Annotated in this window: 23 protein-coding genes and 1 pseudogene; 11 read left to right on the top strand and 13 right to left on the bottom strand. The window is 35.2% G+C overall.

Translation table 11 applies throughout. The features are described from left to right. The first annotated feature begins 15 nt into the window (after positions 1–15). Positions 16–354 (top strand): ISC system 2Fe-2S type ferredoxin, encoded by a 339-nt coding sequence (gene fdx / locus B9T31_RS02310; protein ID WP_086180335.1) that lies wholly within the window; start codon positions 16–18, stop codon positions 352–354. Positions 355–440: 86 nt separating this feature from the next. Here fdx and B9T31_RS02305 read toward each other — a convergent pair whose 3' ends face one another. From B9T31_RS02305 to B9T31_RS02290, 4 genes are all read right to left on the bottom strand, one after another. Further along, a complete protein-coding gene (locus B9T31_RS02305) occupies positions 441–1,904 on the bottom strand; it encodes an adenylate/guanylate cyclase domain-containing protein (RefSeq protein WP_086180334.1) in 1,464 nt (487 codons plus the stop codon). 51 nt (positions 1,905–1,955) lie between these two features. After that, entirely contained in the window at positions 1,956–2,390 is a 435-nt protein-coding gene (locus tag B9T31_RS02300; RefSeq protein WP_086180333.1) for an HIT domain-containing protein, read from the bottom strand. A gap of 214 nt (positions 2,391–2,604) precedes the next feature. Then, on the bottom strand, positions 2,605–6,066 hold the full coding sequence (gene mfd, locus B9T31_RS02295) for a transcription-repair coupling factor (RefSeq protein WP_086180332.1): 3,462 nt from the start codon (positions 6,064–6,066) through the stop codon (positions 2,605–2,607). 104 nt (positions 6,067–6,170) lie between these two features. After that, positions 6,171–6,527, bottom strand: a complete 357-nt coding sequence (locus B9T31_RS02290; protein WP_086180331.1) for a hypothetical protein — start codon at positions 6,525–6,527, stop codon at positions 6,171–6,173. 364 nt (positions 6,528–6,891) lie between these two features. On the opposite strand from B9T31_RS02290, the gene B9T31_RS02285 reads away from it, so the two are divergent. Further along, the gene (locus B9T31_RS02285) at positions 6,892–7,161 is read left to right on the top strand and encodes a hypothetical protein (RefSeq protein WP_086180330.1); all 270 of its coding nucleotides are present in this window, start codon (positions 6,892–6,894) and stop codon (positions 7,159–7,161) included. Between the two features lie 47 nt (positions 7,162–7,208). After that, positions 7,209–7,679, top strand: coding sequence for a BLUF domain-containing protein (locus B9T31_RS02280; RefSeq protein WP_086180329.1), 471 nt, complete (start codon positions 7,209–7,211; stop codon positions 7,677–7,679). A gap of 23 nt (positions 7,680–7,702) precedes the next feature. On the opposite strand, the gene B9T31_RS02275 is transcribed toward B9T31_RS02280, so the two are convergent. Continuing rightward, on the bottom strand, positions 7,703–7,918 hold the full coding sequence (locus B9T31_RS02275) for a hypothetical protein (RefSeq protein ID WP_086180328.1): 216 nt from the start codon (positions 7,916–7,918) through the stop codon (positions 7,703–7,705). Positions 7,919–8,146: 228 nt separating this feature from the next. Further along, a complete protein-coding gene (tkt, locus tag B9T31_RS02270) occupies positions 8,147–10,135 on the bottom strand; it encodes a transketolase (RefSeq protein WP_086180327.1) in 1,989 nt (662 codons plus the stop codon). Positions 10,136–10,606: 471 nt separating this feature from the next. On the opposite strand from tkt, the gene metK reads away from it, so the two are divergent. Next, positions 10,607–11,773, top strand: coding sequence for a methionine adenosyltransferase (gene metK, locus B9T31_RS02265; RefSeq protein ID WP_086180326.1), 1,167 nt, complete (start codon positions 10,607–10,609; stop codon positions 11,771–11,773). A 51-nt stretch (positions 11,774–11,824) separates the two neighbouring features. Here the strand turns inward: metK and B9T31_RS17965 are convergent, their stop codons facing one another. Next, positions 11,825–12,070, bottom strand: coding sequence for a hypothetical protein (locus tag B9T31_RS17965; RefSeq protein WP_086180325.1), 246 nt, complete (start codon positions 12,068–12,070; stop codon positions 11,825–11,827). Positions 12,071–12,300: 230 nt separating this feature from the next. On the opposite strand from B9T31_RS17965, the gene B9T31_RS02255 reads away from it, so the two are divergent. Next, positions 12,301–12,489, top strand: a complete 189-nt coding sequence (locus B9T31_RS02255; protein WP_086180324.1) for a hypothetical protein — start codon at positions 12,301–12,303, stop codon at positions 12,487–12,489. Here B9T31_RS02255 and B9T31_RS02250 read toward each other — a convergent pair. The 3 genes from B9T31_RS02250 to B9T31_RS02240 form a co-directional block, all read right to left on the bottom strand. Then, positions 12,482–13,111, bottom strand: a complete 630-nt coding sequence (locus B9T31_RS02250; protein ID WP_086180323.1) for a LysE family transporter — start codon at positions 13,109–13,111, stop codon at positions 12,482–12,484. The genes B9T31_RS02255 and B9T31_RS02250 overlap by 8 nt on opposite strands. A 103-nt stretch (positions 13,112–13,214) precedes the next feature. Beyond that, positions 13,215–13,778 (bottom strand): FxsA family protein, encoded by a 564-nt coding sequence (locus B9T31_RS02245; protein WP_086180322.1) that lies wholly within the window; start codon positions 13,776–13,778, stop codon positions 13,215–13,217. 505 nt (positions 13,779–14,283) lie between these two features. Further along, positions 14,284–14,823, bottom strand: a complete 540-nt coding sequence (locus tag B9T31_RS02240; protein WP_086180390.1) for a DUF962 domain-containing protein — start codon at positions 14,821–14,823, stop codon at positions 14,284–14,286. A gap of 105 nt (positions 14,824–14,928) precedes the next feature. Between B9T31_RS02240 and B9T31_RS02235 the strand changes: the two genes are divergently transcribed. Further along, positions 14,929–15,630, top strand: coding sequence for a Crp/Fnr family transcriptional regulator (locus B9T31_RS02235; RefSeq protein ID WP_086180321.1), 702 nt, complete (start codon positions 14,929–14,931; stop codon positions 15,628–15,630). 85 nt (positions 15,631–15,715) lie between these two features. Here B9T31_RS02235 and B9T31_RS02230 read toward each other — a convergent pair whose 3' ends face one another. Continuing rightward, the gene (locus tag B9T31_RS02230) at positions 15,716–16,198 is read right to left on the bottom strand and encodes a hypothetical protein (RefSeq protein ID WP_086180389.1); all 483 of its coding nucleotides are present in this window, start codon (positions 16,196–16,198) and stop codon (positions 15,716–15,718) included. Positions 16,199–16,296: 98 nt separating this feature from the next. Here B9T31_RS02230 and B9T31_RS17960 point away from each other — a divergent pair. From B9T31_RS17960 to B9T31_RS02205, 5 genes and pseudogenes are all read left to right on the top strand, one after another. After that, positions 16,297–16,668, top strand: a pseudogene (locus B9T31_RS17960) (hypothetical protein); the annotation flags it as partial. A 164-nt stretch (positions 16,669–16,832) separates the two neighbouring features. Continuing rightward, positions 16,833–18,047, top strand: a complete 1,215-nt coding sequence (gene purT, locus B9T31_RS02220) for a formate-dependent phosphoribosylglycinamide formyltransferase (RefSeq protein ID WP_171264662.1) — start codon at positions 16,833–16,835, stop codon at positions 18,045–18,047. Positions 18,048–18,076: 29 nt separating this feature from the next. After that, positions 18,077–20,743, top strand: coding sequence for a [protein-PII] uridylyltransferase (gene glnD / locus B9T31_RS02215; protein ID WP_086180318.1), 2,667 nt, complete (start codon positions 18,077–18,079; stop codon positions 20,741–20,743). 26 nt (positions 20,744–20,769) lie between these two features. Further along, complete coding sequence (gene dapC / locus B9T31_RS02210) at positions 20,770–21,939, top strand: succinyldiaminopimelate transaminase (RefSeq protein WP_086180317.1); 1,170 nt, start codon at positions 20,770–20,772, stop codon at positions 21,937–21,939. Positions 21,940–22,174: 235 nt separating this feature from the next. Further along, positions 22,175–23,944 (top strand): oleate hydratase, encoded by a 1,770-nt coding sequence (locus B9T31_RS02205; protein ID WP_086180316.1) that lies wholly within the window; start codon positions 22,175–22,177, stop codon positions 23,942–23,944. A gap of 84 nt (positions 23,945–24,028) precedes the next feature. Here the strand turns inward: B9T31_RS02205 and B9T31_RS02200 are convergent, their stop codons facing one another. Further along, positions 24,029–24,508, bottom strand: coding sequence for a glutathione peroxidase (locus tag B9T31_RS02200; RefSeq protein WP_086180315.1), 480 nt, complete (start codon positions 24,506–24,508; stop codon positions 24,029–24,031). Then, positions 24,505–24,924: a peptide-methionine (R)-S-oxide reductase MsrB gene (gene msrB / locus B9T31_RS02195; RefSeq protein ID WP_086180314.1), complete on the bottom strand. Its 420-nt coding sequence runs from the start codon at positions 24,922–24,924 to the stop codon at positions 24,505–24,507. Before msrB ends, B9T31_RS02200 begins: the two co-directional genes overlap by 4 nt. Positions 24,925–25,008: the final 84 nt, after the last annotated feature.

The following is a 25,008-nucleotide window of genomic DNA, read 5'->3' as shown; positions in this document are numbered from 1 at the left end:
TTTATAGGTAAAGCTATGCCACGTATCAAAATTCTCCCACATGCGCAAATCTGCCCTGAAGGTGCTGAGTTTGAAGTTGAACAAAATGCCAACCTTTGCGAAAGCATGCTTAAAAATGGCATTAAAATTGAACATGCTTGTGATATGTCTTGTGCATGTACCACTTGTCATGTCATTGTTCGTAGAGGATTTGATAGTCTAACTGAAATGAATGATGTCGAAGCAGATCTTCTTGACCGCGCTTGGGGACTAGAACCAGACTCTCGACTTTCTTGCCAAGTTAAAATTGTAGATGAAGATTTAGAAGTCGAAATTCCTAAATATACCATCAATCATGCTTCTGAAAATCATTGATTTATATTTGATAAAAAACCACGCGTATGCGTGGTTTTTTTAGAAATGAACAAACTAAAACTAAATCATTCATAAAAATTATTTTACTAAACCTGTTTTTCATCAACACTTAAAATCACTTCATCTTCTAAACGTAATTTTACAACTCCTTGAGCATTCGTCAAAGTTTGTTGCATTTTAATTCGTTCAATCATTTTTTCTAAAATTTTCACCAATTCAGCATACTCAAAGTTTTGAACTTCATCTAAATTTAATAATAAATTAAAACCTTTATATTCATAGTCAAACCAACGCTGATAATCCATTCTTTCAGCTTTATACTTTTCCATAACCTGCCAGGTTTTTACTGGAGCCTGAATACCTTTCAAATAAATTGGCTCTCTAGGTGCGCACATATAGCTATCTTTTACAAATTTGTAGGTATCTTCTGAAATTAAAATTTCATCAACTTCAGCAGCACTTTGTAAACGTGCTGCCAAATTCACATCATGACCAACAATAGTATATGCCATACGATGTGCTGTACCGTAATTTCCCACGTGACAATAGCCTGTACTCACACCCATACGAATATGCAATGCTGGATATCCCATTTTTAACCAACGCTCTCTTAATAGCTTCATTTGCTGACGCATTGCTAGGGCCATATCCACACAAGTTTTAGCATCCTGATCAACCCCTTGCGTATTTGGGTCACCAAAAAAGATTAAAATAGCATCGCCCATAAATTTATCTACAGTCGCTTCATATTGCTTTGCTATTTCGGTCATATGACTTAAATAATCATTCAAAAGAAATGCTAAATCATCAGGAATCAACGTTTCTGATAATTCTGTAAAGCCTTGGATATCTGAAAAAAAGACCGTGATTTTTTTACGTTTATATTCAATTTTCGCCTCAGACTCACCTTTCATAATTGATTGCCATAATTGCAAAGGCGCATAACGACTTAATTGGTTCGAAAACTCCATATAACGGTGCATCTGCGAGTAATAATACTCTTGCTGACTTAATGCAACTTGAACCCGACGAGCTTGATACAAGCTTCCCATACCCAAATAACAAATCATACATAGAAAAGCCAGAATAGTGAGTTCTGTCGTCGGCATTTCAAAATAATGACCAAAACCAAAAATAAAAATATTACATAAATAAAATAAAGTAACGCCAAACAATCCTGCCAATGAGGCAACCGAAAATGGAATTTCTATATGAATTAATACATATAATATGGCAAAAAGTATTAATAATGTAAGAACCAAATTTAAATGCACAGCCGATAAATACACGGAAATAACTGCAATATCAATAATAAAAAGGCTATAGGTTTTAAAGTTCTTATTATATTTAAACTCAATCCAACGACAAATTTTTGGCGTAACTAATAACAATCCGATCAAAAAAAATGGAACATAAGCCTGATAATTCGTTCCATTAGAAGTGAAATGATATACAACAAGAATAAGCCCTAAGCTTAAATAGGCAATAATTCGGTGCAGATACTCAAACCGACTTGGCTCTCGATCTATCCAATTACCAAAAGAGACCATTTTCACCTCTATAACGGCTTAAAAAGCCATGAAGATCATGGCTTTATAATATCAATCCATTCTCCAGTCAAATGGCATATCGCCTTGACCACGTAAAGCCAACATTAAAGTCTGACGCATATGTGCTAATACCTCATTACTATAAGGTACTGCCGGTGTTCCCCAAACAGGTTTTGGCCACGCAATATCATTCTGATAACGAACGACATGATGAAAGTGCAATTGTGGCACCATATTTCCTAATGCAGCAACATTCATCTTATCTGCGCGAAACACACGCGCAAGTTGGCTAGATAACCAACTAGACTCTCTTAAAAATTGTTCTTGATCTGCCTGACTTAATTCATATAATTCGGTAATTCCTGCAACACGCGGAATAAGAATGAGCCAAGGAAACTGCATATCATTCATTAAACGACATGTTGACAATGGAAAGTCGCCGACATAAAAAGTGTCTTGAGCAAGTTGTGGATGCAAACTAAACATATCTTTATCAATGATGTAAAAATTAGAATGATGGTTAATACTATCACATCCCAAAGGGTGTGAATATTCTATATAACGTGTTTTAGTACAAATAAATAACCTTTTGTTATGAACTCGATCATATTCCTATCTATAATAATTCATTTTAAAAATCTAAGAATATATTCATAATTATTCCGTAAATATTAACCGAGTTTCTAACAAAATTAAATCTCTAAAGGTGTAACTCTTTAAGTAACTGATTTAAAACATCATGAATAAATTGAATTCTTTTTTGATAATCCTCCAACACTATCATCACTTTTAAACGCTGTCCTCCCTCCATTCTAAAATAGGTCGGATGTTTTTGCATCATCTGAATAATCGTGATCGCTTGTACAGGTGTATCTGGTGAAAACTCAATATAGCCGCCATTGGTATTCATATCAACTTTTGTAATCCCAAGCTGCTCCGCCTTTAATCGAATTTGATGAACTGAAAACAACTGTTTAACAGCCTCAGGTGGTATTCCAAAACGATCGATTAACTCCATACGAATATGATCAAGTTTCTCTTGAGTATCTGAATTACTAATTCGTTTATAAAATAGTAATCTTTGATGCACATCCCCCAAATAATCATCAGGGATCAATGCGGGCATATGTAAATTAATTTCAGCTGTTAATGATAAAGGGGTATCAAAATTGGGGGTTTTTCCATTTTGAATTGCCTTTGTTGCCCTTTCAAGCATTTCCATATACAAGCTATAGCCAATTGCTTGCATTGAACCACTTTGCTGTTCACCGAGTAAATCACCTGCCCCCCGAATTTCCAAATCTTCAGTTGCTAACATAAAGCCAGCTCCCAACGTTGAAGCACGTGCAATAGCATCTAAACGCTTTTCTGCATCACCTTTTAATCCCTTAATTGATGGAACTAATAAATAGGCATAGGCCTGATGATGTGAACGTCCAACTCGTCCGCGTAATTGATGCAATTGAGCTAGCCCTAATTTATCAGCACGCTCAATAATGATCGTATTTGCATTCGGAACATCAATTCCTGTTTCAACAATCGTTGAACACACTAAAACATTATATTCTTTATGATAGAACTGCTGCATAACTTGCTCTAGTTCACGTTCACGCATTTGTCCATGTGCGACTGCAACACGTGCTTCAGGAACCAATTCACGTAATGATTCGGCTGTACGTTCGATAGTATCTACTTCATTATGTAAAAAATAGACCTGACCACCTCGCAACAATTCACGCAAAATAGCTTCTTTTATAGAATCATTCGTGCTTTCTTGTACAAATGTTTTTACAGCCAGCCGTCTCGCTGGAGGAGTTGCAATAATTGATAAATCTCGCATACCGCTAAACGCCATATTTAATGTTCTTGGAATTGGTGTCGCTGTGAGCGTTAACATATCAACATCTGCACGCATTGCTTTAATACGTTCTTTATCCCGAACACCAAAACGATGTTCTTCATCTACGATCATTAATCCAAGATTCTTAAACTGTATACTTTCTTGCAGAATCTTATGTGTACCAATCACAATATCAACTTTACCCTCAGCTAAATCTTGAATGGTTTTCAAATGCGCTTTTGATGAACCAAATCGAGATAAAACTTCAATTCTTACTGGCCAATCAGCAAAACGATCTTTAAATGATTCATAATGTTGTTGTGCCAATAAAGTTGTAGGTACAAGAACAGCAACTTGTTTATTATTTTGGACAGCAACAAAGGCTGCCCGCATAGCAACTTCTGTCTTACCAAATCCAACATCACCACACACCAAGCGATCCATCGGTTTTGCTTGCCGCATATCATCGAGTGTTGCTTCAATCGCATTTGCTTGATCTAATGTTTCTTCATAAGCAAAACCAGATGAAAATTGCATATAAAGTTTTTCATCTAATTCAAATCCAAAACCAGGCTTAGATTGACGACGTGCTTGAATATGCAATAACTCAGCAGCAACATCATGAATTTGTTCTAATGCTTTACGCTTTGCTTTACTCCAAGCATCGGTTCCAAGCTTATGTAGCGGGGCTAAATCAGGATCACCCCCACTATATCGACTAATCAAATGCAAATTGGTCACTGGTACATAAACTTTTGCATCATCTGCATAATCAAGTTGCAAAAACTCATGATCTTGATCGTCAATACTCAGCGTAACTAAACCCGCATATCGCCCAACACCATAATCAATATGTACAACTGGTGCGCCCAGACTAAGTTCTGTCAGGCTTCGAATTAAAAACTCTTCTGAGACTTCTTGCTGTCGTTTTCTTCGACGCTGTACAACACGGTGCTCATACAGCTGATTTTCTGAAATCACACTCATTTTATTTCGAAGTACTAGCCCTCGATCCAAAGGTGCATTTGTAATTGCAATACATTGCAGTGATTGTTGAAAATGCATAAAACTTTCAACAATCGGAATATCCCCTAAAGACTCTCTAAGTGCATCTCGTAGCGCTTCACGTCGCCCAGCACTCTCTGCAACTAATAATACTGGGTAATTTGTATTATCAATATACTTTTTAACTGCTGTAAATGGATGCTCTAGTTTTTGATCAACAGCTAACCGTGGTGGCACATCTGTATCTGTATTTAATACACCAGCTTTATTGTGATATGGTTCAGCAGACGAAATAATCCGTCTAAATTGATTGAGCTGTTCAAGAATTAATTTTTTTTGTAAAAATAGATGTTCAGGTGCTAATAATGGCTGATCAATATTATGTCGACGTTCTTCATATCTAATTGATATTTCTTTCCAATACCGATCAAGTTCATCTTCTATTTGTCCATCTGTAATTACAATAGAATGACATGGTAAATACGATAATAGTGAACTTTGTGTCTCCATGACATCTTCTTTAAAAAACAAAGGAAAGTAATGTTCTACCCCTGAAGAAGCAATACCGTCTAAAACATCCTGATATATTGGATTCTTTTTAGGGTTTGCTGTTGGAAACATGTCAGCATAACGTTCACGAAAGGTTGCCCGACCTTGCTTTAAAGGAAACTCTTTTGCAGGTAAAATTTTAAAATATTCTAAAGTTTCTGTAGTACGCTGCGTTTCTGGATCAAAAAATTTTAACGTTTCAACTTCATCATCAAATAAATCTATTCGTATTGGTGATTCCTGTCCTGAAGCATAAATATCTATAATGCTTCCTCTAACAGCAAACTCACCATGATCATATACGGTATCGACTAAATGATAACCAGCTTGAATCAAATTTAACTTTTGTTGTTCTAACGAAAATTTTTGCCCAACTTGAATATCAAAATGTTCTCCCAAAACCCAAGATGTTGGTGCAACGCGTTGAGTGAGCGTGGTCGATGAAATTAACAAAATACCTTGCTGAGGCATATTCGATAAAATTGCCAATCGTTCTGAGACGATATCTTGATGAGGCGATAAACGATCATAAGGTAAAATTTCCCAATCAGGAAAAATAACTGGTGTTAAGCCATAAAACTCGAATTCACTTTCTAATTGACTCAGATGCTGATTATTATGTGCGATTATCACCAATAACTTTTTAGTTTTTTGACTAATTTCTTTAAAAAGTAATGCAGCCGCTGAACCTTGTAAGTTCCCAATCCAGCGTTTTTCACCTGCTTTTAACTGGTTTAAGTTTAATTCGGAAATTTCTTGTCGAAACATTGATTGAGCTTTAAAGTCTAAATTACATTCCTGAATAGTATCATGATGCGTATTAAAGCACGTGTAATTTTTTAACCATATATTATTATAAAATTCATGTAAATTTAAGGTTTATCTCTTAAAAATTGACGGTAATAATTATTTAATTTTTTTACGATCTCTTTAAATTCTTTTAAATTTTCTTCGGTATTCCCTAAATTCTGCACAAATCTTTGATTTGCAATATCTAAATCAATTTTTTCATTAATAATCATTGCATTAAAATATAAGTCCTTTAAATTATCAAATTTATACATTTTTCTATTTGATAAATACTGAAGACGATCAGATAATTCATTCAACACAATTCCATCAACAATATAACCACGTACCTTGTCATATTGAATATTATTTTCGTCTAAAAAATTTTGTTCATGATTTAATTTTTTTTTAGGTAATAACTTTTCAACTATACTCAACATAACTTAAATGCACCTTAAAACTTACTTAAAATCTAATATAATACTTTTAATGTTAAAATTAAACATATTACATTTTGTAGACAATATTACATTTCTACACAATTATATCGTAAAAGCTAATAATTTTAAAAAAAAAGACAACTCGATCAAATCTATTGAAAAAAATATAATATATTGTTTTTATTAATAAAAAAAAACTTTATTAATTTAGTTCAATTTTTTATTTTTTTATTTTTAAATTTAAATCAATTACTTATATTGATATAGATTATTTAATATACAAGTGTAAGAAACTTCCTCTTTTTTTTAAAAATAAAAAGTATAATTTTCATTAAAACAATGACATAAAAAACGAGGTGAAATAATGAACGCTATCAAATTAATCGAACTCGAACAGATATATAATTTCATTGCAGAATATCCAGAAATCTTATCAAAGACCAATTTTGATCGAATTCGAACATTTATTTCCGTTTATCACAATGATCGAGGTTCTGAAATTAATATTTGTGATGAAAATTTTTTACAGATCAAATACCATGGTGGAATAATGAGCTTAGATCTTAATTCCGTGCCTAATTTTCTACATAAATCAGACTTCATCACATGGTGCACAAACAACTTGATTCATTAATTTTACTAGATAACAATTCAACGGGAAAAAATTAATCAGGGATCATTATGCTAATTCAGCTCTGCTACAGTAGTCGATATTCTCCAACAGAATTCACTCTTATTGAAGATATTCGAGACATTTTAGTTACTGCACGTAGATTTAATGAAAAAAATGATATTTATGGGGTTTTATACTATGCAGATGGCTATTTTTTTCAATGTTTAGAAGGCAATGATGAAGCCGTTAGAAACTTATATAAAAACATTTCAAAAGATAGTCGTCATCATGACCTTACACTTTTAAAAATCAATCCGATTCAAAATATTAAATTTAATAACTGGACCATGAAATATGTTGAACACTTAAGCCCTGTCAAGTCATTACTCAGTGATCTAAATTTAGATATTTTTGATCTTAATCATTTAACGCCTCAGAATTTAGAGCGATTAATTGATATTTTATATATTGAAAGTGAAGGAAATTTAGATTTAAACAGTAATACACTAAAAAGTCGTAATTATTCACATTACTTTTAAGCTAAAAGGAGAAACTCTAAAATTTAGAGTTTCTCAATTAAAATTCGATCGATTAATTTTAAGCCCGTATTCTTTTCATGATTTTTACGTCTAATCTTAATCATTTTTACGTCTTGCAACTCTTGAAGCATAAGCTCCACAGCAACCATACTATTTAATGGCAAATCTTGACCAATCCACTTTTGCTCACCTGAATCCATTAAAATAACTTCATCATTAATTTGATCATATAAACTCATAACAACCTCAATTCATCTTAATTTTTTACGATTTAAATGAATATTGTATAAATTGGCACACTATATACGCATTTACTATAACTTAAAACAAAGCATTCTAAATAAATATTTCTTCTCGCTTTAAATTCCATCTTATTTATTTTATTCAAACTAAATTTCATACTGCATAACCGTGATATAAAACAAAAACGCCCCTCATTTAAGGAGCGTTTTTTATCATTTAAATCATTAAGCGATTACTTCTTTAACCGCGGCAACAACTGCCTCAGTGGTAATTCCAAAATGTTGAAATAAATCTTTCGCTGGTGCTGATTCACCATAGGTTGTCATGCCAATTACACGACCATCTAATCCAACAAACTTCCACCAATAGTCTACATGTGCAGCTTCTACTGCAACACGTGCACGAATTGCAGCAGGTAATACTGTTTCACGATATGAAATATCTTGCTTCATAAACTCTTCAGCACATGGCATTGAAACAACACGTACACCTTCAAGCTGTGCATATGCTTCTATCGCCAATGAAACTTCTGAACCCGTTGCAATAATAATCGCTTTAAGCTCACCCACTTCTGGTGCAAGAATGTAGCCACCTTTTTCAACATTTTCAATTTGTGCTTGCGTACGAATTTGGAATGGTAGATTTTGACGAGAGAAAATTAATGCACTTGGACCATCAGCGCGTTTAAGTGCGGACTTCCACGAAATTGTCGCTTCAACCGTGTCACACGGACGCCATGTGTTTAGATTCGGTGTGCCGCGTAAAGATGCAATCTGCTCTACGGGTTGATGTGTAGGACCATCTTCTCCCAAACCAATAGAATCATGTGTATATACATGAATGACACGTTGTTTCATCAGTGCAGACATACGAACTGCATTACGTGCATATTCCATAAACATAAGGAAAGTTGCAACATATGGAATGAAACCGCCATGTAAAGCAACCCCATTCGCAATTGCAGTCATGCCAAACTCACGGACACCATAGTATACATAATTTCCAGCTGGATCATTTTGTATACCTTGTGCACCCTTCCATAAAGTGAGGTTAGAACTCGCTAAGTCAGCAGAGCCACCTAGAATTTCAGGTAATAATGGTGCAAATGCCTGAATTGCTTGTTGGCTGGCTTTACGTGTTGCAATTGTTTCAGCTTTTAAATTCACTTCAGCAATATAAGCATCTGCTTGAGCGATGAATTCTTCAGGCAAATCGCCAGATATACGACGATTAAGTTCAACTGCTTCAGTCGGGTATTTTTCAGCATATTTTGCAAACACTTCATCCCAAGCTGCTTCACTTTGCGCACCTTTGACTTTTGCATCCCATGCCGCATAGACATCATTTGGAATATCGAATGCTTCTTCCGCCCAACCTAATGCCTTACGTGTCAATGAAATTTCATCATGACCTAAAGGTGCACCATGACTATCTTCTTTACCTTGTTTATTTGGAGAACCTAAACCGATGACAGTCTTACAAATAATAATTGTTGGTTTTGTAGTTTCTGCTTGCGCTACAATCGTTGCCTTACGAATCGCATCAGCATCATGTCCATCGACTTTTAGCACATGCCAACCATAAGCATGGAAACGTTGCTCTATATCCTCAGAGAACCAACCTTCTACCTCACCATCGATTGAAATTCCATTATCATCATAATAAACAACAAGCTTACCTAAGCCTAAAGTTCCAGCCAACGAACACACTTCGTGAGAAATACCTTCCATTAAACAACCGTCACCTAAGAAACAGTATGTAAAGTGGTCAACAACTTTAAAGTCATCTTTATTGAATTGAGCTGCCAATGTTTTTTCAGCCAATGCAAAACCCACAGCATTTGCAATACCTTGACCTAATGGACCAGTTGTTGTTTCAATTCCTGGTGCATAACCTAATTCTGGATGACCAGGTGTTTTTGAATGCAATTGACGGAAAGATTTTAAATCTTCAATTGATAAATCATAACCGGTCAAATGCAATAAAGCATATTGCAACATAGAACCATGACCATTTGACAAAACAAAACGATCTCGGTTCGCCCATTGTGGATTTTTTGGGTTGTGATTTAAAAATTCGCGCCAAACAACTTCAGCGATGTCTGCCATCCCCATTGGTGCACCTGGATGACCTGAGTTTGCTTTTTGCACAGCATCCATTGCCAACACACGAATTGCATTTGCAATACGACGTTCATTAAGCGGGGTTGTCATAAATCTAAGTCCAATAAATTTGTTGAAAGTATGAAGCGGATGAATAGAAATTCAAAACGAATGTGTATTGTCGTAAAAAAATCGAATGGGGTAAAGACTTGAAATTAATATTTCATGATTATTTCACCACAAACATGAATCTAATTTTGATCTATCTATGCATACTGTTTTCATTTAGTACAAATTAACAACAAAGTGTGCATAATTATTAACTCACTTTCCCTCATATTTATACGCTACCGTACTTATGACGATGTATTAAGTCGCATTCAGCCACTTTGCCTAAAAACAACTAATTTAACCTAATTATATTTACAATTTATGATCTACTTATCAATTTTTCAGATGTTCATATCAATTAAAACGTTCTAAAATTGAAATAAAATCACCCAAATCAACTCATATTGGCTGGCTCTAATATTAAAGTCGATGTAACATAACGCGTCTATGAATTTTACTGTGATAGGACTTATGCGCGAGTACGCTGTATTTACTTCAGAATCTGTAAGCGAAGGCCATCCAGATAAAATGGCCGATCAAATTAGTGATGCCATTTTGGATGCAATCTTAAAAGAAGACCCATATGCACGTGTAGCATGTGAAACGCTTGTAAAAACTGGTGCAGTTGTACTTGCTGGTGAAATTACAACAACTGCGAATGTTGACTTCGAAGCCATTGTGCGTCAAACCGTAAATGGAATTGGTTATCATCATTCAGACTTAGGATTTGATGGTTCAACTTGTGCAGTCATCAACATGATTGGTAAACAATCTCCTGAAATTGCACAAGGTGTAGATCGCCAAAAGCCTGAAGATCAAGGCGCTGGAGATCAAGGTTTAATGTTCGGCTATGCAAGCCGTGAAACTGAAGTGCTTATGCCTGCACCAATTTCATATGCTCATCGCTTAATGGAAAAACAAGCAGAATTACGCAGAAATGGTACTTTAGCTTGGTTACGTCCAGATGCAAAAAGCCAAGTTACGTTTGCTTATGAAAATGGTAAACCTGTTCGTTTGGATGCTGTTGTACTTTCCACACAACATGACCCTGAAATTTCTCAAGCAGACTTAAAAGAAGCTGTTATTGAAGAAATTGTCAAAAAAATCATCCCAGTTGAAATGTTCCATCCAGAAACTAAATTTCATATTAACCCAACAGGTTTATTTGTGATTGGTGGACCAGTTGGTGACTGTGGTTTAACGGGTCGTAAAATTATTGTTGATACGTATGGCGGTATGGCGCGTCATGGTGGCGGTGCTTTCTCAGGTAAAGACCCATCTAAAGTTGACCGTTCTGCTGCCTATGCTGGGCGTTATGTTGCCAAGAATATTGTTGCTGCTGGATTAGCAGATAAATGTGAAATTCAGGTATCCTATGCTATTGGCGTTGCAGAACCAACCTCTATTTCTATCAATACCTTTAATACAGCAAAAATCTCTGACGACTTAATTATTCAGTTGGTGCGCGAGCATTTTGACTTACGTCCATACGGTATTACACGTATGCTTGATCTAATTCAACCCATGTACAAGCAAACTGCAGCTTATGGTCATTTTGGTCGAGATGGTTCTGATACTGCCTTTACGTGGGAAAAAACAGATAAAGTAGAAGCGCTTAAAGCCTCTGCAGGTCTTTAAGTTACTTTTAGTGATATGAAAAAGCTCACGCCATGTGGGCTTTTTAATTGACTATTTTTTACTCTGCGTAATATTTTTTATAATATTTTCATCACTTATTGTACTTTCCACATAAGATTCATTTTTGTAAAAATGTATCAGTTTAAAAATGACAATAAATGAAAAGCACACTAAAAAACATAAAATCCAAAAACCATAAGGACTTTTAATATGGTGTGAACCACATCTTGGACATTCTTTTTCATAAGATGCAACAACACTATTACAACAACCACATCGATACTGACGATAAAGCATAATACCCTCCCAATATCATAATTATTATTTCGACTGTGTAACTATTTTTATAAATAACATGAATAGTTTCATTATATAGTAATACAGAAAAAATAAAATTCAACCTTCATACCATCAAACTATGTAGTAAATGAGTTTGAAATCTTCTATGATTATTTTAATCCTAATTTTTCATTCATTATAGTTCAATTTAAGCTAAAATTATGAGCTAAATCAATTTAGAGTAAAACATGACTCAATTAATCAAAAAAGGCGGCTTAAGGGAAAGAGCCAACCGAAGTCGTCAATATCAAGGATCAGAAAATACTGAAACGTCACTTAAACCGAATACTTATCAACGAACACCACAGAAAGATCTTTCTCCACCTTTCACATTAAAAGAGGACATACAAATCTCACCCTCGCCAGACACTAAATAATGTTTAATGCATCTAGCCACAACCATATTGCAAATATTAAGAATAATGCTCCTGATAAAATATCAATATAACTGCCAGATTTTACATATAGCTTCTTCATTACTGGCAATGACATGATGAACATGAATAAAGTAAAAACAAAAAGCGTCTGTATAGGAATAATAATAGCCAAATATGTTTTTATTTCAGTCGATGCCGATGCCGTCAGGGCCAAAGAGAACACACTACTAAAATAAATAAGGGTTTTCGGATTCGCTAAGTTCGTAAATAACCCTAATAAAAAATAATTTTGACTGTTAAGTTGTTCATTAGATTCTAAACTAAAATCTTTGTTGAGTGTTTTCAAACCAAAACTCAACATTCCCCACCCCATTTTTGCCAAGAAAAATCCACCGACTAACATCAATACTTGCTGAATCCATGGAAACTCATCAATCAACAAGGTAAATCCAGACAACGTGAGTATGACCCAAACGACAATCCCCATTGAAATACCTAAAATAATTTTAAAAGTATTTAATTTAGAGGTTGATGCTGAGCTTTTTGCGATAAGTAAAACATCAGGGCCTGGACTCAATTGTGCGACAAAATGCAGAAGACAAATGGTGAAAAGTAATGACATCAGTTCATCGAGTTTAAAAAGATGATGAATTATAAACTTAACTATTTATATTTTTTATTTTTTTCAAAAAAAAAGCTGAACATTTGTTCAGCTTTTTATATTTTTACTTAGGATTGATATCTTTCATTTCAATCTTTTTAGCATCAGGTGTAATTTCACGTGCTTCCCCATCAATCACACTAGAATCACCACGACCATTTTGCTGAGCTTGCATCTCTTGCATTTGACGCATCATGTCTGCAAATGGGTTTTGCCCTTGAGCACCACCCATACCATTCATATCACCCATCATTTTACTCATCATGTCTTGCTGACGCTTCATCATCATATTCATCATGACATTCTTAAATAGGTTCTGCACGCCTGGAATCAAAATTAATACCGCTAATACATCTGTAATTAATCCTGGAATCATCAACAAGATACCAGCAATAATCTTAGGTAAATTATTAGCTAATGCTGGGTTCCCCCCCATTTGCCCCATCTGCATTTGCTGCATTTGAGGCATTACACCAACTGCATATTTACGAACCATACTTAAACCGATAAAAAAAGCAGCAATAAACCAGAAGAAAACATACCACATGCTTCCAACTAAATCCCCAACACCGATCCAAACAAGTATTTCAAGGATTAAGCCTACGAATATAATAAGAAATAATTTCATAAAAATTAATCTAATCTCAAAAAAAGAACTAAAAATTCGTCATCAATTGCTTAATCTTGACCAAGCTTTTCTGATACGCTTTACTAACAATATGGGCATTATAATATTTTTAAAGGGCGAATATTTAGAAAGTCGACTAAATCTATGGATTTTAAAAAACAACTCTATAAGTCATCTAAGATTTAGTGATAAAACAATAAATTAAAGACATAAAACATCTTAATTTCTTTCAAAGACGTTACATGTATTTCAGACAGTTTTACAAAATTTAGAAAATATCTTTAAAAATCGACCCAAAATTCATCCTTAATGATAAAATTACGTCCCTCTCACAATCAGCATATATCAAATTCTAATGTTTATAAATCATGTATCAATTCACTTAACTACTAGAATGTAATTGATAGAATGGAGTGCAAAACAAAAAAAGAGAGTTATAAAACACCATAAATCCCTTCTTTTAGTTTAAAAGCAATCTTCTCTAATTTTATATAAAGCATTAAAATTAGGAGGACTCGACATTGGCTGATGAATGATCCATTTCTAATCTAAGTTTTTGCGCTTCCATAAATACTGTACGTTGAAGCTCTTTTCTTAGTCCTATCGCGAAAATAAACTCCGCCATCACAAATAATGGTCCAATAATTAATCCAATAATATCATCTGTAAAAGCTGGTTTCTTTTTCTCATAAAAATGCCCAATAAACTGAAAGATCCATCCAACTATAAAAATTAAAATACTCCCCACTAACCAATACGTAATGCTCATATCAGCAATTCTAATTGCAAGTGGGTAAACCAACACAAATAAAATGCCAATTAATAATCCAAAAAATAGATCTAAGCTTAAATAATATAAAGTACTAAGTACCATCAAAATTAAAGCGAATGTCACAGAATATCCAGAAATAATAAAATCTGCTTTTGCTGTTAAACATATAATTGAAAACACAATTAAAGGAATACCAACAAAATGTGTAGCCACATTCCTCTTATCTAGATGATAAGCGGCATATTGACTGAGTAACTTTTCCAATCTGGTCATTGCATCCTTCCCCATCATTTTTATACTATTAATATACAAGGGATGATCACAATAAGTTGTCGTTAATCCGACAAGTGATGTGACACCGAAATAAAGGATATTATCTTGCTGAATCAAATACATGTTGATAAATTAAATAATAATTTTTGGTATAGTTCATTACCTCCAATATTTCAACAGTTTATATTGGAAAAGTCTCGCTTATTATCCTTAGACAAAGAACAGACTGTTTTCTATTCAGGTGACCACTTTGATGGCATTTATGCAGTTTTAGATGGTTCCATTCGCTTAAGTAATAGTAATACTGAAGGTCGAGAAGCTGTTGTCGCATTTGCAAGCCCAATTATGTGGTTTGGAGAAATTTCTTTAGTTGATCAACAACCCCGTTCACATGATGCAATTACCGTACAAAAATCTTTAGTCTTACATGTGCATGCGAAAGATTTAGAGCAACTGCTTATCACTCATCCTCAGTTCTGGTTTCATATTGCTCAGCTCACTTCACAAAAGCTTCGTGTTGCATTCTCTGAATTAATTGCCATACAAACGTATAAACTCTCTCAACGCTTAGCTCAACGCTTGGTTTTTATTTTAAATGGATATGGAAATCATATTGAAATTGAAAATAATATTATTCGGTTATCTCAAGAACAATTAGCTCAAATGTTAATCTGTTCTAGACAAACCATTAATCAAGAATTACAAAAGTTTGAAAAACTTGGAATTCTAAAAATTTCATTTAAAGAAATTGAAATTCTGAGTGTGTATCAACTGAATAATATTGCATTACAAATTGATGAATTATAATAATTCAGCATCATGACTATGTCGCATTAAGAAGGATGAAAAATCAAAACGAGATTATGACCATCTCGTTTTTTATACAATTAAATTAAGCAGCTACCCCATTTTTCTTAGGATCTGTATTGCCAAGTTTAGGATTGTTGATTGCATCCTTACACTGTGCTTTATCACGCTCATAATCTGCTTGTTTTTGTGCGGTATTCGGTATGCCTTCTGCAGTTTCTCTCGCCCATATTTCAAGACTTGTTAATGCCTTACGACATAAAGCATATTTACCTTCAGTGACTGAATCTGTCATTTTGACATTAATTTTCCAGTCTGTAGTTAATTTACGTGCAGGCTTTCGTACTTGCTCATCGATCAAGTCTATTTTTTTCTGATAGACAACATCATCTACGCGATTCATAAATTCCCATGCTTTTTGAGCATACGTCGTTGCATCATTGGTTAATTGAAGTGCAGGTTGAATCACAACTTTTTCATTGGTTTCATTATTTCCACATGCCTGTAATAACAAAGTACTCATCACCACTGAAATGAGTAGTAATGTTGATTGATTTAACTTTAACATTTCAAGCGTCACTCTAAAAACATTCAGGCAATATGCTAGTAAATTCGACTACAATACTCAATCTTTTTAACCATCGTTCTAATTTGCTTAGTATCACCCTATCAGTTTCATTTGCTTTTGGTGTCTCTGCCATCCACTTTGGTTTTACACATTGGAAGACTTTATTTTTATTCTATTTGATGTATGCAGGTGCAAGTCACTTTTTGATTGTTTTAAACATGAGGTTCACTATATTCAGTAGATTATTTGCCAATCAAGTTTCAAATTTGCCCTACTTTTTACAAGCTTTACTTGATTTTCTATTAGTCACTGTATTGTTAAGTTTTTTACTTGTCTCTTTTGATCAAACATATAATTTAGTCGTTATCTACATTGTTATTTCTTCCGCAATTTCTTGTTATTTTATTGACTTATCTGCTGCAATTTTTATTGGCATTTCAAACAGCAGAAAAAATCATAATTTCTTCTAATGGTTTTAATATCGTTTATTTTAATCATTAATAAAGCAATTTCAATCTGATCTTATTTTATTTTTTACACCATCTATATCTAAAATAATTCAATATTTGCCATATTCACCACTGAAGTGTTTATACAGTTCTGCTATGCTAAAAGTCCATATTATCAAGCATGGATGATAAACATGAGCGTGACTATTGGTACTCCACTACAACCTTCTGCTTTTAAAGTTTTACTTTTAGGTTCCGGTGAACTTGGTAAAGAAGTGGTGATTTCATTACAAAGACTCGGTGTAGAAGTACATGCTGCTGATCGTTATGATCACGCTCCTGCAATGCAAGTTGCCCATTTTTCATATACTTTAAATATGGCAAATCCTGCAGAATTAAAATCACTTATTCATCATGTAAAACCTCATTTAATTGTTCCTGAAATTGAAGCCATTGCAACTGAGGTTCTCATTCATATTGAAGAACAAAAAATTGCAACCATTATTCCTTCAGCAAAAGCTGTAAATTTAACCATGAACCGTGAAGGTATTCGTAAACTTGCTGCTGAAGAGCTTGGTTTACCAACCTCAGCTTATCGCTTTGCGAATAACCTAGAAAGTTTCCGTGCCGCTTGCGATGACATTGGCTATCCGAATTTTGTCAAGCCAACCATGTCCTCTTCAGGTAAGGGGCAATCTAGAGTAAAAAGCTTTGAGGAAGTTGATGCGGCTTGGGAATACGCTCAAACAGGTGGTCGCGTCAATCAAGGCACTGTAATTGTCGAATCTCAAATTGATTTTGATTTTGAAATTACCTTACTGACAGTTCGTGCAAAAAACGCTGAAACGGGTGAGGTTGAAACTTCATATTGTGATCCAATTGGTCATCGTCAAAATGACGGTGACTATGTTGAAAGCTGGCAACCTCAGATCATGACCATTCCTGCACTTGAAGAAGCAAAGCGAATTGCACATAAAGTAACAACTGCACTAGGCGGCTGTGGTATTTTTGGTGTGGAATTATTTGTCAAAGGCGATAAAGTGTGGTTTAGTGAAGTATCTCCTCGCCCACATGATACTGGTTTAGTAACCTTAGCCTCTCAATTTCAAAGTGAATTTGAGTTACATGCACGTGCAATCTTAGGTCTGCCTGTCAACACCAGTCGCCACAGTGCAGCTGCAAGTTCTGTAATTTATGCAGGTGTGGATGATACTAATTTGTCATTTTCTGGATTAAATTTTGCGTTAGCACATCCAGATACTGATTTACGTCTTTTTGGTAAACCAGAAGGTTTTAAACGTCGTCGAATGGGTGTTGCAACGGCCCGTGCTGAAACAACAGATCAAGCCCGTGACCTTGCGCAACAAACAGCAAACCTTGTTAAAGTGCAACAAAACTAAATCAATCACAGCATTACGGACAGTTGTTCATGATTAATACACTTCCTTTACTGAACTATGTTAAAAGTAGCCATGATGTCAATGCAATTAATCAATGGCGCACAGATGTTGAGAATCAGCTACAAGCGTGTTTTGATGAAGGACTGTCCATTCGTGAGGTAATCCGTGCTCGCTCAAACCTGATTGATGAAGCCCTTGAGTTCATCTGGCAACATTCCGGACTTAATAAAACCAATTTAGGATTATTTGCTGTAGGTGGTTATGGTCGGCGGGAAATGCTGCCCTATTCTGATGTTGATATTATGATTTTATCCGAAGGAGAGATATCAACTCAGCACGAAGAATTAATTTCGAGTTTTATTTCTTGTTTATGGGATGTTGGAAATTTTAAGCCAGGTATTAGTGTTCGCACTTTACAAGATTGTATTACCCAAGCAACAAATGACTTAACAGTAGCAACCAGTCTAATTGAAGCTAGACTGATTAGTGGTAACCCTCATTTAGCCAAGTGGCCTCGCCGAATTGTGTCTCGCGCATGGACCGACAAAACTTTTTTTGATGCAAAAATGCAAGAGCAGACCAAGCGTTATGCTCAATATAATAATACTGAAAGTAATTTAGAGCCCGATATTAAAAATGCGCCAGGTGGAATTCGAGATATTAATCAAATTGGTTGGATTGCAAAACGTCATTTTCGTGTCAATCGGATTTATGATTTAGTGCATTTAGGGTTTATTTCTGAATTTGAACTTGGGGTACTTGAAGAAGCCGAAAGCTTTCTTTGGGAAATACGTCATCATTTACATCGTATGACCAAACGTGATGAAAATCGATTGTTATTCGATCATCAACGTGAAATTGCTGCAAAGTTTGGCTATTTGCGTGAAGAAGGAAAATCTCTCAATTATCCAATTGAACAATTTATGAAGCGTTATTATCGAACGGCTCAACAAGTGTCTACGCTAAATGAAATGTTATTGGCTTATTTTAATGAATCCGTTATTACGCCGCGCTTACCAGGTTATGAACGTCGTATTGAAGAAATTAATCCGAATTTTAAACTTGTCGATGGCAAGCTTGCCGTACAACATCATAAAGTATTCTCAGAAAGACCAAGTGCAATCCTTGAAATTTTCTATTTACTTGCAAACTATCCTAATATTGATGGTATTCGTGCACGCACACTTAGACTATTAACGTTAGCAGCAAAACGTATTAACCAAGAATTTCGTGATAATCCGCTTCATCAAGGATTGTTCATGGCAATTTTACGTTCTCCTCAACGTTTATATGAAACAATGGTTGCAATGAAACGCTATGGCGTATTGGGACATTACATTCCGTCTTTCGGACAAATTATGGGATTAATGCAATATGACTTATTCCATATTTATACGGTAGATGCACATACCCTCTTGCTCATTCGCAACTTAAGTCGTTTTAAAGAGCCTGCCTACGCCAAAGACTTTCCTGTTGTAAGCTCTGTTTTTCAACGTATTGTACGACATGATATTGTTTATCTTGCGGCTATTTTCCACGACATTGCCAAAGGTCGAGGTGGAGATCATAGTGAACTCGGTGCAACCGATGCAATTCATTTTTGTCGAGCGCATGGGCTTACTGAACGTGAATGCAACTTAGTGGCTTGGATGGTTAAAAACCATTTACAAATGTCAGTGACTGCGCAGAAAAAAGATATTTCCGACCCAGATGTCGTCAAAGAATTTGCCGAAAAAATGGGTGATATGGAACATCTGGACTATTTGTACACATTAACCGTTGCAGATATTAATGCTACCAATCCAACCCTTTGGAATACTTGGCGTGCATCGCTGATGCGTCAACTGTATACACAAGCACGTGAAACCATTCGTTCTGGTTTAGATCGTCCTGTTGACTATCAAATGCTAATCGAAGATACCAAATTTACAGCCAGTGAAATGTTAGTCAATGATTTTTCTCTCGCTGAAGTAGAACTGGTATGGCAAGAGCTCGGAGATGAATATTTCTTAAAAGAATCTCCTGATGAAATTGCTTGGCACACACGTGCAATTTTAAAGCATGGTGATAATCCTGCCCCATTAGTTCTGATGCGGGCACACCGTAAATATGCACAAGATGCTGTACAAATTTTTATTTATACTCAAGATAAACCTAATTTATTTGCAACTACTGTTGCCATTCTTGACCGTATGAATTTAGATGTTCAAGATGCACGAATTATTACAGCAGAAAAAGCTTTTAGCTTAGACACCTATGTCGTTTTAGATCGCTTTGGTACTTTACTCACCGATCCAGAACGAGAGGAAAAAGTGATTCACTCGCTCGTTACCGCTCTCAGTCAATCCGATAAATATCCAGGTCTCATGCAAAGACGTATTCCACGTCAATTACGCCATTTTGACATTGAAAGCACCGCAGAAATTACGTTAAATGAAGCACTCAACCAAAATATGGTCGAAATTGCAACACTTGACCATCCAGGATTACTGGCAAAAGTAGGCGGTTTGTTTATGATGCAAGGACTTGATATTCATTCTGCAAGAATTGCCACTCTAGGTGAACGTGCAGAAGATATTTTTTATGTCACCAAGAAAGATGGTACGCCTATGACCGAACTTGAAGCTCAACTGTTCGCAACACGTTTAAAAGCAGCTTTGGATGAAGCATCTCATCAAGTCTGCGGTCAACATTAATTTAAATTGCTCGGTATTTAATTTCCATGAACTCTAGTTTGTCTTTATTACACCCTTATCCTTTTGAAAAACTCACTCGACTGTTTCAAGAGGTACAACCTGCTGACCTGCCTCTTATTCCATTGTCAATTGGTGAACCAAAGCATCCTGCACCAGAGTTTGTAAAACAAGCAATTATTGATCATTTTAATCACTTATCAACCTATCCAAACAGCAAAGGATTGCCTGAATTACGAGAAAGTATTGCGCAGTGGCTATCTCGCCGTTTTCATTTAAAACAAATAAGTGCTGAAACTAATATTCTCCCTGTCTCTGGCACACGTGAAGCAATATTTTCATTTGTTCAAGCGCTCATTAATCGTGATGATGCTCCTTATGTCGTCATGCCGAATCCGTTTTATCAAATTTATGAAGGCGCAGCACTACTCGCAGGTGCAAAACCTTATTTTATTAACTGTACAGAAGAAAATAACTATCTTGGCGATTTTGATGCTGTTCCTGCTGAAGTTTGGGAAAAAACTGCATTATTATTTGTTTGTACCCCTGGAAATCCAACAGGAGCAGTACTTTCAAAAGAACAATTTAAGAAATTAATTGCGTTATCTGATCAATATAATTTTGTCATCGCATCTGATGAATGTTATTCCGAACTCTGGTTTGATCAAGCGCCTGTCGGTTTATTAGAAGTATGTGCTGAAATCGGACGACACGATTATAAAAATTGTGTTGTTTTCCATTCTCTTTCTAAACGTTCGAATTTACCTGGTATGCGTTCTGGTTTTGTCGCAGGCGATGCTAGTCTCTTAAAACCATATTTGCAATATCGTACATATCACGGCGCTGCTATGCCAGTTCAACATCAACTTGCATCAATTACCGCATGGAATGATGAGCAACATGTAGAAGACAATCGCAAACTCTATCGTGCTAAATTTGAACTCTTTCAAAATGAATTAGGTCATTTATTACCGCTGCAAAAACCAGATGCAGGCTTTTATTATTGGCTTAAAGTTGATCATGATGAAAACTTTGCAAAAATGCTTATGGAAAAAGCACACATCAAAGTACTTCCAGGCCGTTATTTATCACGAGAAACCCCTCAAGGAAATCCTGGTGAAAATCATGTTCGTATGGCATTGGTTGCAGATATTACGCAATGTGAACAAGCAATTCAAAGGCTAAAAGCGATCCTATAAATATAGAAGCCTTAAAAAACACCTTGTTTCAGCACAGGTGTTTTTTATTTTTGAATAACGAACAGCTTATTTCCATATCTCTGATCTTAGTCACACTCATTAAAAGAAAAATGATCTGCGTTATACTTAATAAATGACTATAAAACAAAAGTATACAAATTCTTACATGCCTCACCTATGCTCAATTACACATTTAATATGAATATTGATTCATTATATAACTCGGTTATTTTCAATGTATTATTCAAATGGTAATTATGAAGCTTTTGCTCGTCCCCGCAAACCGTTAGATGTTGATAAAAAATCAGCTTGGTTTGTTGGCTCAGGTCTTGCCTCTTTAGCAGGCGCCGCATTTCTCATTCGTGATGGTCAAATGCTAGGCCATAAAATTACAATTCTAGAACAACAAACAATTGCTGGAGGAGCATTAGATGGACTAGATGTTCCTGAAAAAGGTTTTATCATTCGTGGTGGTCGTGAAATGGAAAACCATTTTGAATGCCTATGGGATTTATTTCGCTCTATTCCCTCTTTAGAAATTGAAGGTGCGAGTGTTTTAGATGAATTTTATTGGCTCAATAAAGATGATCCTAATACATCACTACAACGAGCAACAGTTCAACAAGGACAAGACGCGCGCACAGATAACTTATTTGCACTCAACGATCAAGCACAAAAAGAAATTATTAAATTTTTTCTTGCCACACGTGACGAGATGGAAAATAAACGTATTAATGATGTATTTAGCACAGCATTTTTTGAAAGTAATTTCTGGATGTATTGGCGGACGATGTTTGCATTTGAAGAATGGCATTCTGCCTTAGAACTCAAACTCTATTTACACCGTTTTATTCACCATATTGATGGTTTACCTAATCTTTCAGCGCTCAAATTCACCAAATATAATCAATACGAATCTTTAGTCTTACCACTGGTCAAATGGCTTAAAGATCATGGGGTAAAATTTCAATATGACATGATTGTCAACGATGTCGACTTTGAAATCTCAGAAAATCATAAACTTGCCAATTATATCCATTGGACACATCATGGAGAAAATGGTGGAGTCGCATTAACCGCAAATGATCTGCTATTTATTACCAATGGTTCTTTAACTGAGAATTCTGATTATGGTGATCATCACACTGCTGCAAAAATTAACTTGGGTCCTGCACCAGCATGGGATTTATGGAAAAATATTGCGAAAAAATACTCATCTTTCGGAAATCCAGAAAAATTTTGTTCCAATATTGCAGAAACAAAATGGGAGTCTGCAACCGTCACCACGCTTGATCATCGTATTCCGAAATACATTGAAAAAATTGCCAAACGAGACCCTTTTAGTGGCAAAGTGGTTACAGGAGGTATTGTCACTGCAAAAGATTCTTCATGGCTTCTAAGTTGGACAGTTAATCGTCAACCACATTTTAAAAATCAACCTCAAGACCAAATTGTGGTCTGGGTCTATTCTTTGTTTGTTGAAACACCTGGTGATTTTATTAAAAAGTCAATGCAAGACTGTACAGGTGAAGAAATTACACAAGAGTGGCTCTATCATCTGGGTGTTCCAGTTGAAGATATTCCAGAACTTGCAAGTACTGGTGCCAAAACTGTTCCAGTGATGATGCCTTATATTACGTCATTGTTCATGCCTCGCCAAACAGGAGATCGCCCTGATGTTGTTCCGCTTGGTGCAAAAAACTTTGCTTTTATTGGTCAATTCTCAGAATCGAAACAGCGAGATTGTATCTTTACTACAGAGTATTCCGTTCGTACCCCCATGGAAGCCGTATATACATTATTAGATATTGAACGCGGCATTCCTGAAGTCTTTAACTCAACTTATGATATTCGCTGTCTTCTTGCTGCCACAAGCCGATTGAGAGATGGAAAAGAACTTGATGTGCCTGGTCCCAAATTTTTGCGTCACCTTCTTTTAAGTAAATTGGATCAAACTCAAATTGGAATATTACTCAAAGAATATAATCTAGTGTCTGAAGATTAAATGCTAACGTAAAATGGGTTCTATAAAACTGCCGATTATTCATTTATTTAGGGATATACTCATCCCTAAATAAATTAGCTTAAATTATACTAAGGCTGCTTCTATATCATCCTCTAAAGCAGTGGGTTTAGTTGCTGGTGCATATCGATTTAAAACAAAACCATCTCGACCAATGAGAAATTTGGTAAAGTTCCACTTAATACCATTGCCTAAAACACCTTTACTATTATTCGTTAAATATCGAAATATCGTGTGTGCTTCAGGACCTTTCACATTCACTTTAGAAAACATGGTAAATGTCACGCCATAATTTTTTTGACAAAATGACTTTATCTCATCATTCGTTCCTGGATCTTGTCCACCAAACTGGTTACATGGAAAACCTAAAATTTCAAATCCTTGATCTTTATATTTTTGATATAATTTTTCAAGCCCTGAAAGTTGTGGGGTAAAACCACACTTACTTGCAGTATTCACAATTAATAAAACCTTACCTTCATAGTCTTTCAAAGATTTTGGTTTGCCATCTAATAAATCGGCTTCAAACTGATAAATATTTGTCATGGATAAGTTTCCTCATCACTTTTTTCTTGTGTTTTAAGTTCTAACGATGCCGAGTTTACACAATATCGCAAACCTGTCGGCTGTGGACCATCTGGAAAAACATGACCTAAATGTGCATCACAATGATGGCAAACGATTTCTGTTCGATCCATCCCATGAGACAAATCTTGATGTTCTTCAATTGCAACATTATTGATGGCTTTATAAAAACTTGGCCACCCACATCCACTGTCATATTTAGATTCTGAAGAGAATAATTCTGCACCGCAACAACGACAAAAATATGTTCCTTCTTGTTTTGTATTCCAGTATTTTCCAGTAAAAGCAGGCTCTGTTCCTTTTTGACGAGTTATACGAAATTCTTCTGGTGATAACTCTCTTTGCCATTCTCTCTCTGTTTTATTGAGTTTTCCCATGACTAACTCCTTTAAATCTTTTACATTCAATGTCATGCTTCTGTACACTCATATTTACGCTAGTCGTTCGAAAATATCTAGCTA

Origin of the sequence: Acinetobacter sp. ANC 4558, assembly GCF_002135375.1 — a bacterium.
Classification (GTDB): domain Bacteria; phylum Pseudomonadota; class Gammaproteobacteria; order Pseudomonadales; family Moraxellaceae; genus Acinetobacter.
Note: the sequence above shows the minus strand (reverse complement) of the source record. Positions and strands in the feature narration are given on the sequence as shown.

Bases quoted from the DNA above. Each gene is read 5' to 3' on its own strand.
- fdx (WP_086180335.1), top strand. From the start codon at position 16: ATGCCACGTATCAAAATTCTCCCACATGCGCAAATCTGCCCTGAAGGT.
- B9T31_RS02305 (WP_086180334.1), bottom strand. From the start codon at position 1,904: ATGGTCTCTTTTGGTAATTGGATAGATCGAGAGCCAAGTCGGTTTGAG.
- B9T31_RS02300 (WP_086180333.1), bottom strand. From the start codon at position 2,390: ATGTTTAGTTTGCATCCACAACTTGCTCAAGACACTTTTTATGTCGGC.
- mfd (WP_086180332.1), bottom strand. From the start codon at position 6,066: ATGTTTCGACAAGAAATTTCCGAATTAAACTTAAACCAGTTAAAAGCA.
- B9T31_RS02290 (WP_086180331.1), bottom strand. From the start codon at position 6,527: ATGTTGAGTATAGTTGAAAAGTTATTACCTAAAAAAAAATTAAATCAT.
- B9T31_RS02285 (WP_086180330.1), top strand. From the start codon at position 6,892: ATGAACGCTATCAAATTAATCGAACTCGAACAGATATATAATTTCATT.
- B9T31_RS02280 (WP_086180329.1), top strand. From the start codon at position 7,209: ATGCTAATTCAGCTCTGCTACAGTAGTCGATATTCTCCAACAGAATTC.
- B9T31_RS02275 (WP_086180328.1), bottom strand. From the start codon at position 7,918: ATGAGTTTATATGATCAAATTAATGATGAAGTTATTTTAATGGATTCA.
- tkt (WP_086180327.1), bottom strand. From the start codon at position 10,135: ATGACAACCCCGCTTAATGAACGTCGTATTGCAAATGCAATTCGTGTG.
- metK (WP_086180326.1), top strand. From the start codon at position 10,607: ATGCGCGAGTACGCTGTATTTACTTCAGAATCTGTAAGCGAAGGCCAT.
- B9T31_RS17965 (WP_086180325.1), bottom strand. From the start codon at position 12,070: ATGCTTTATCGTCAGTATCGATGTGGTTGTTGTAATAGTGTTGTTGCA.
- B9T31_RS02255 (WP_086180324.1), top strand. From the start codon at position 12,301: ATGACTCAATTAATCAAAAAAGGCGGCTTAAGGGAAAGAGCCAACCGA.
- B9T31_RS02250 (WP_086180323.1), bottom strand. From the start codon at position 13,111: ATGTCATTACTTTTCACCATTTGTCTTCTGCATTTTGTCGCACAATTG.
- B9T31_RS02245 (WP_086180322.1), bottom strand. From the start codon at position 13,778: ATGAAATTATTTCTTATTATATTCGTAGGCTTAATCCTTGAAATACTT.
- B9T31_RS02240 (WP_086180390.1), bottom strand. From the start codon at position 14,823: ATGACCAGATTGGAAAAGTTACTCAGTCAATATGCCGCTTATCATCTA.
- B9T31_RS02230 (WP_086180389.1), bottom strand. From the start codon at position 16,198: ATGTTAAAGTTAAATCAATCAACATTACTACTCATTTCAGTGGTGATG.
- purT (WP_171264662.1), top strand. From the start codon at position 16,833: ATGATAAACATGAGCGTGACTATTGGTACTCCACTACAACCTTCTGCT.
- glnD (WP_086180318.1), top strand. From the start codon at position 18,077: ATGATTAATACACTTCCTTTACTGAACTATGTTAAAAGTAGCCATGAT.
- dapC (WP_086180317.1), top strand. From the start codon at position 20,770: ATGAACTCTAGTTTGTCTTTATTACACCCTTATCCTTTTGAAAAACTC.
- B9T31_RS02205 (WP_086180316.1), top strand. From the start codon at position 22,175: ATGTATTATTCAAATGGTAATTATGAAGCTTTTGCTCGTCCCCGCAAA.
- B9T31_RS02200 (WP_086180315.1), bottom strand. From the start codon at position 24,508: ATGACAAATATTTATCAGTTTGAAGCCGATTTATTAGATGGCAAACCA.
- msrB (WP_086180314.1), bottom strand. From the start codon at position 24,924: ATGGGAAAACTCAATAAAACAGAGAGAGAATGGCAAAGAGAGTTATCA.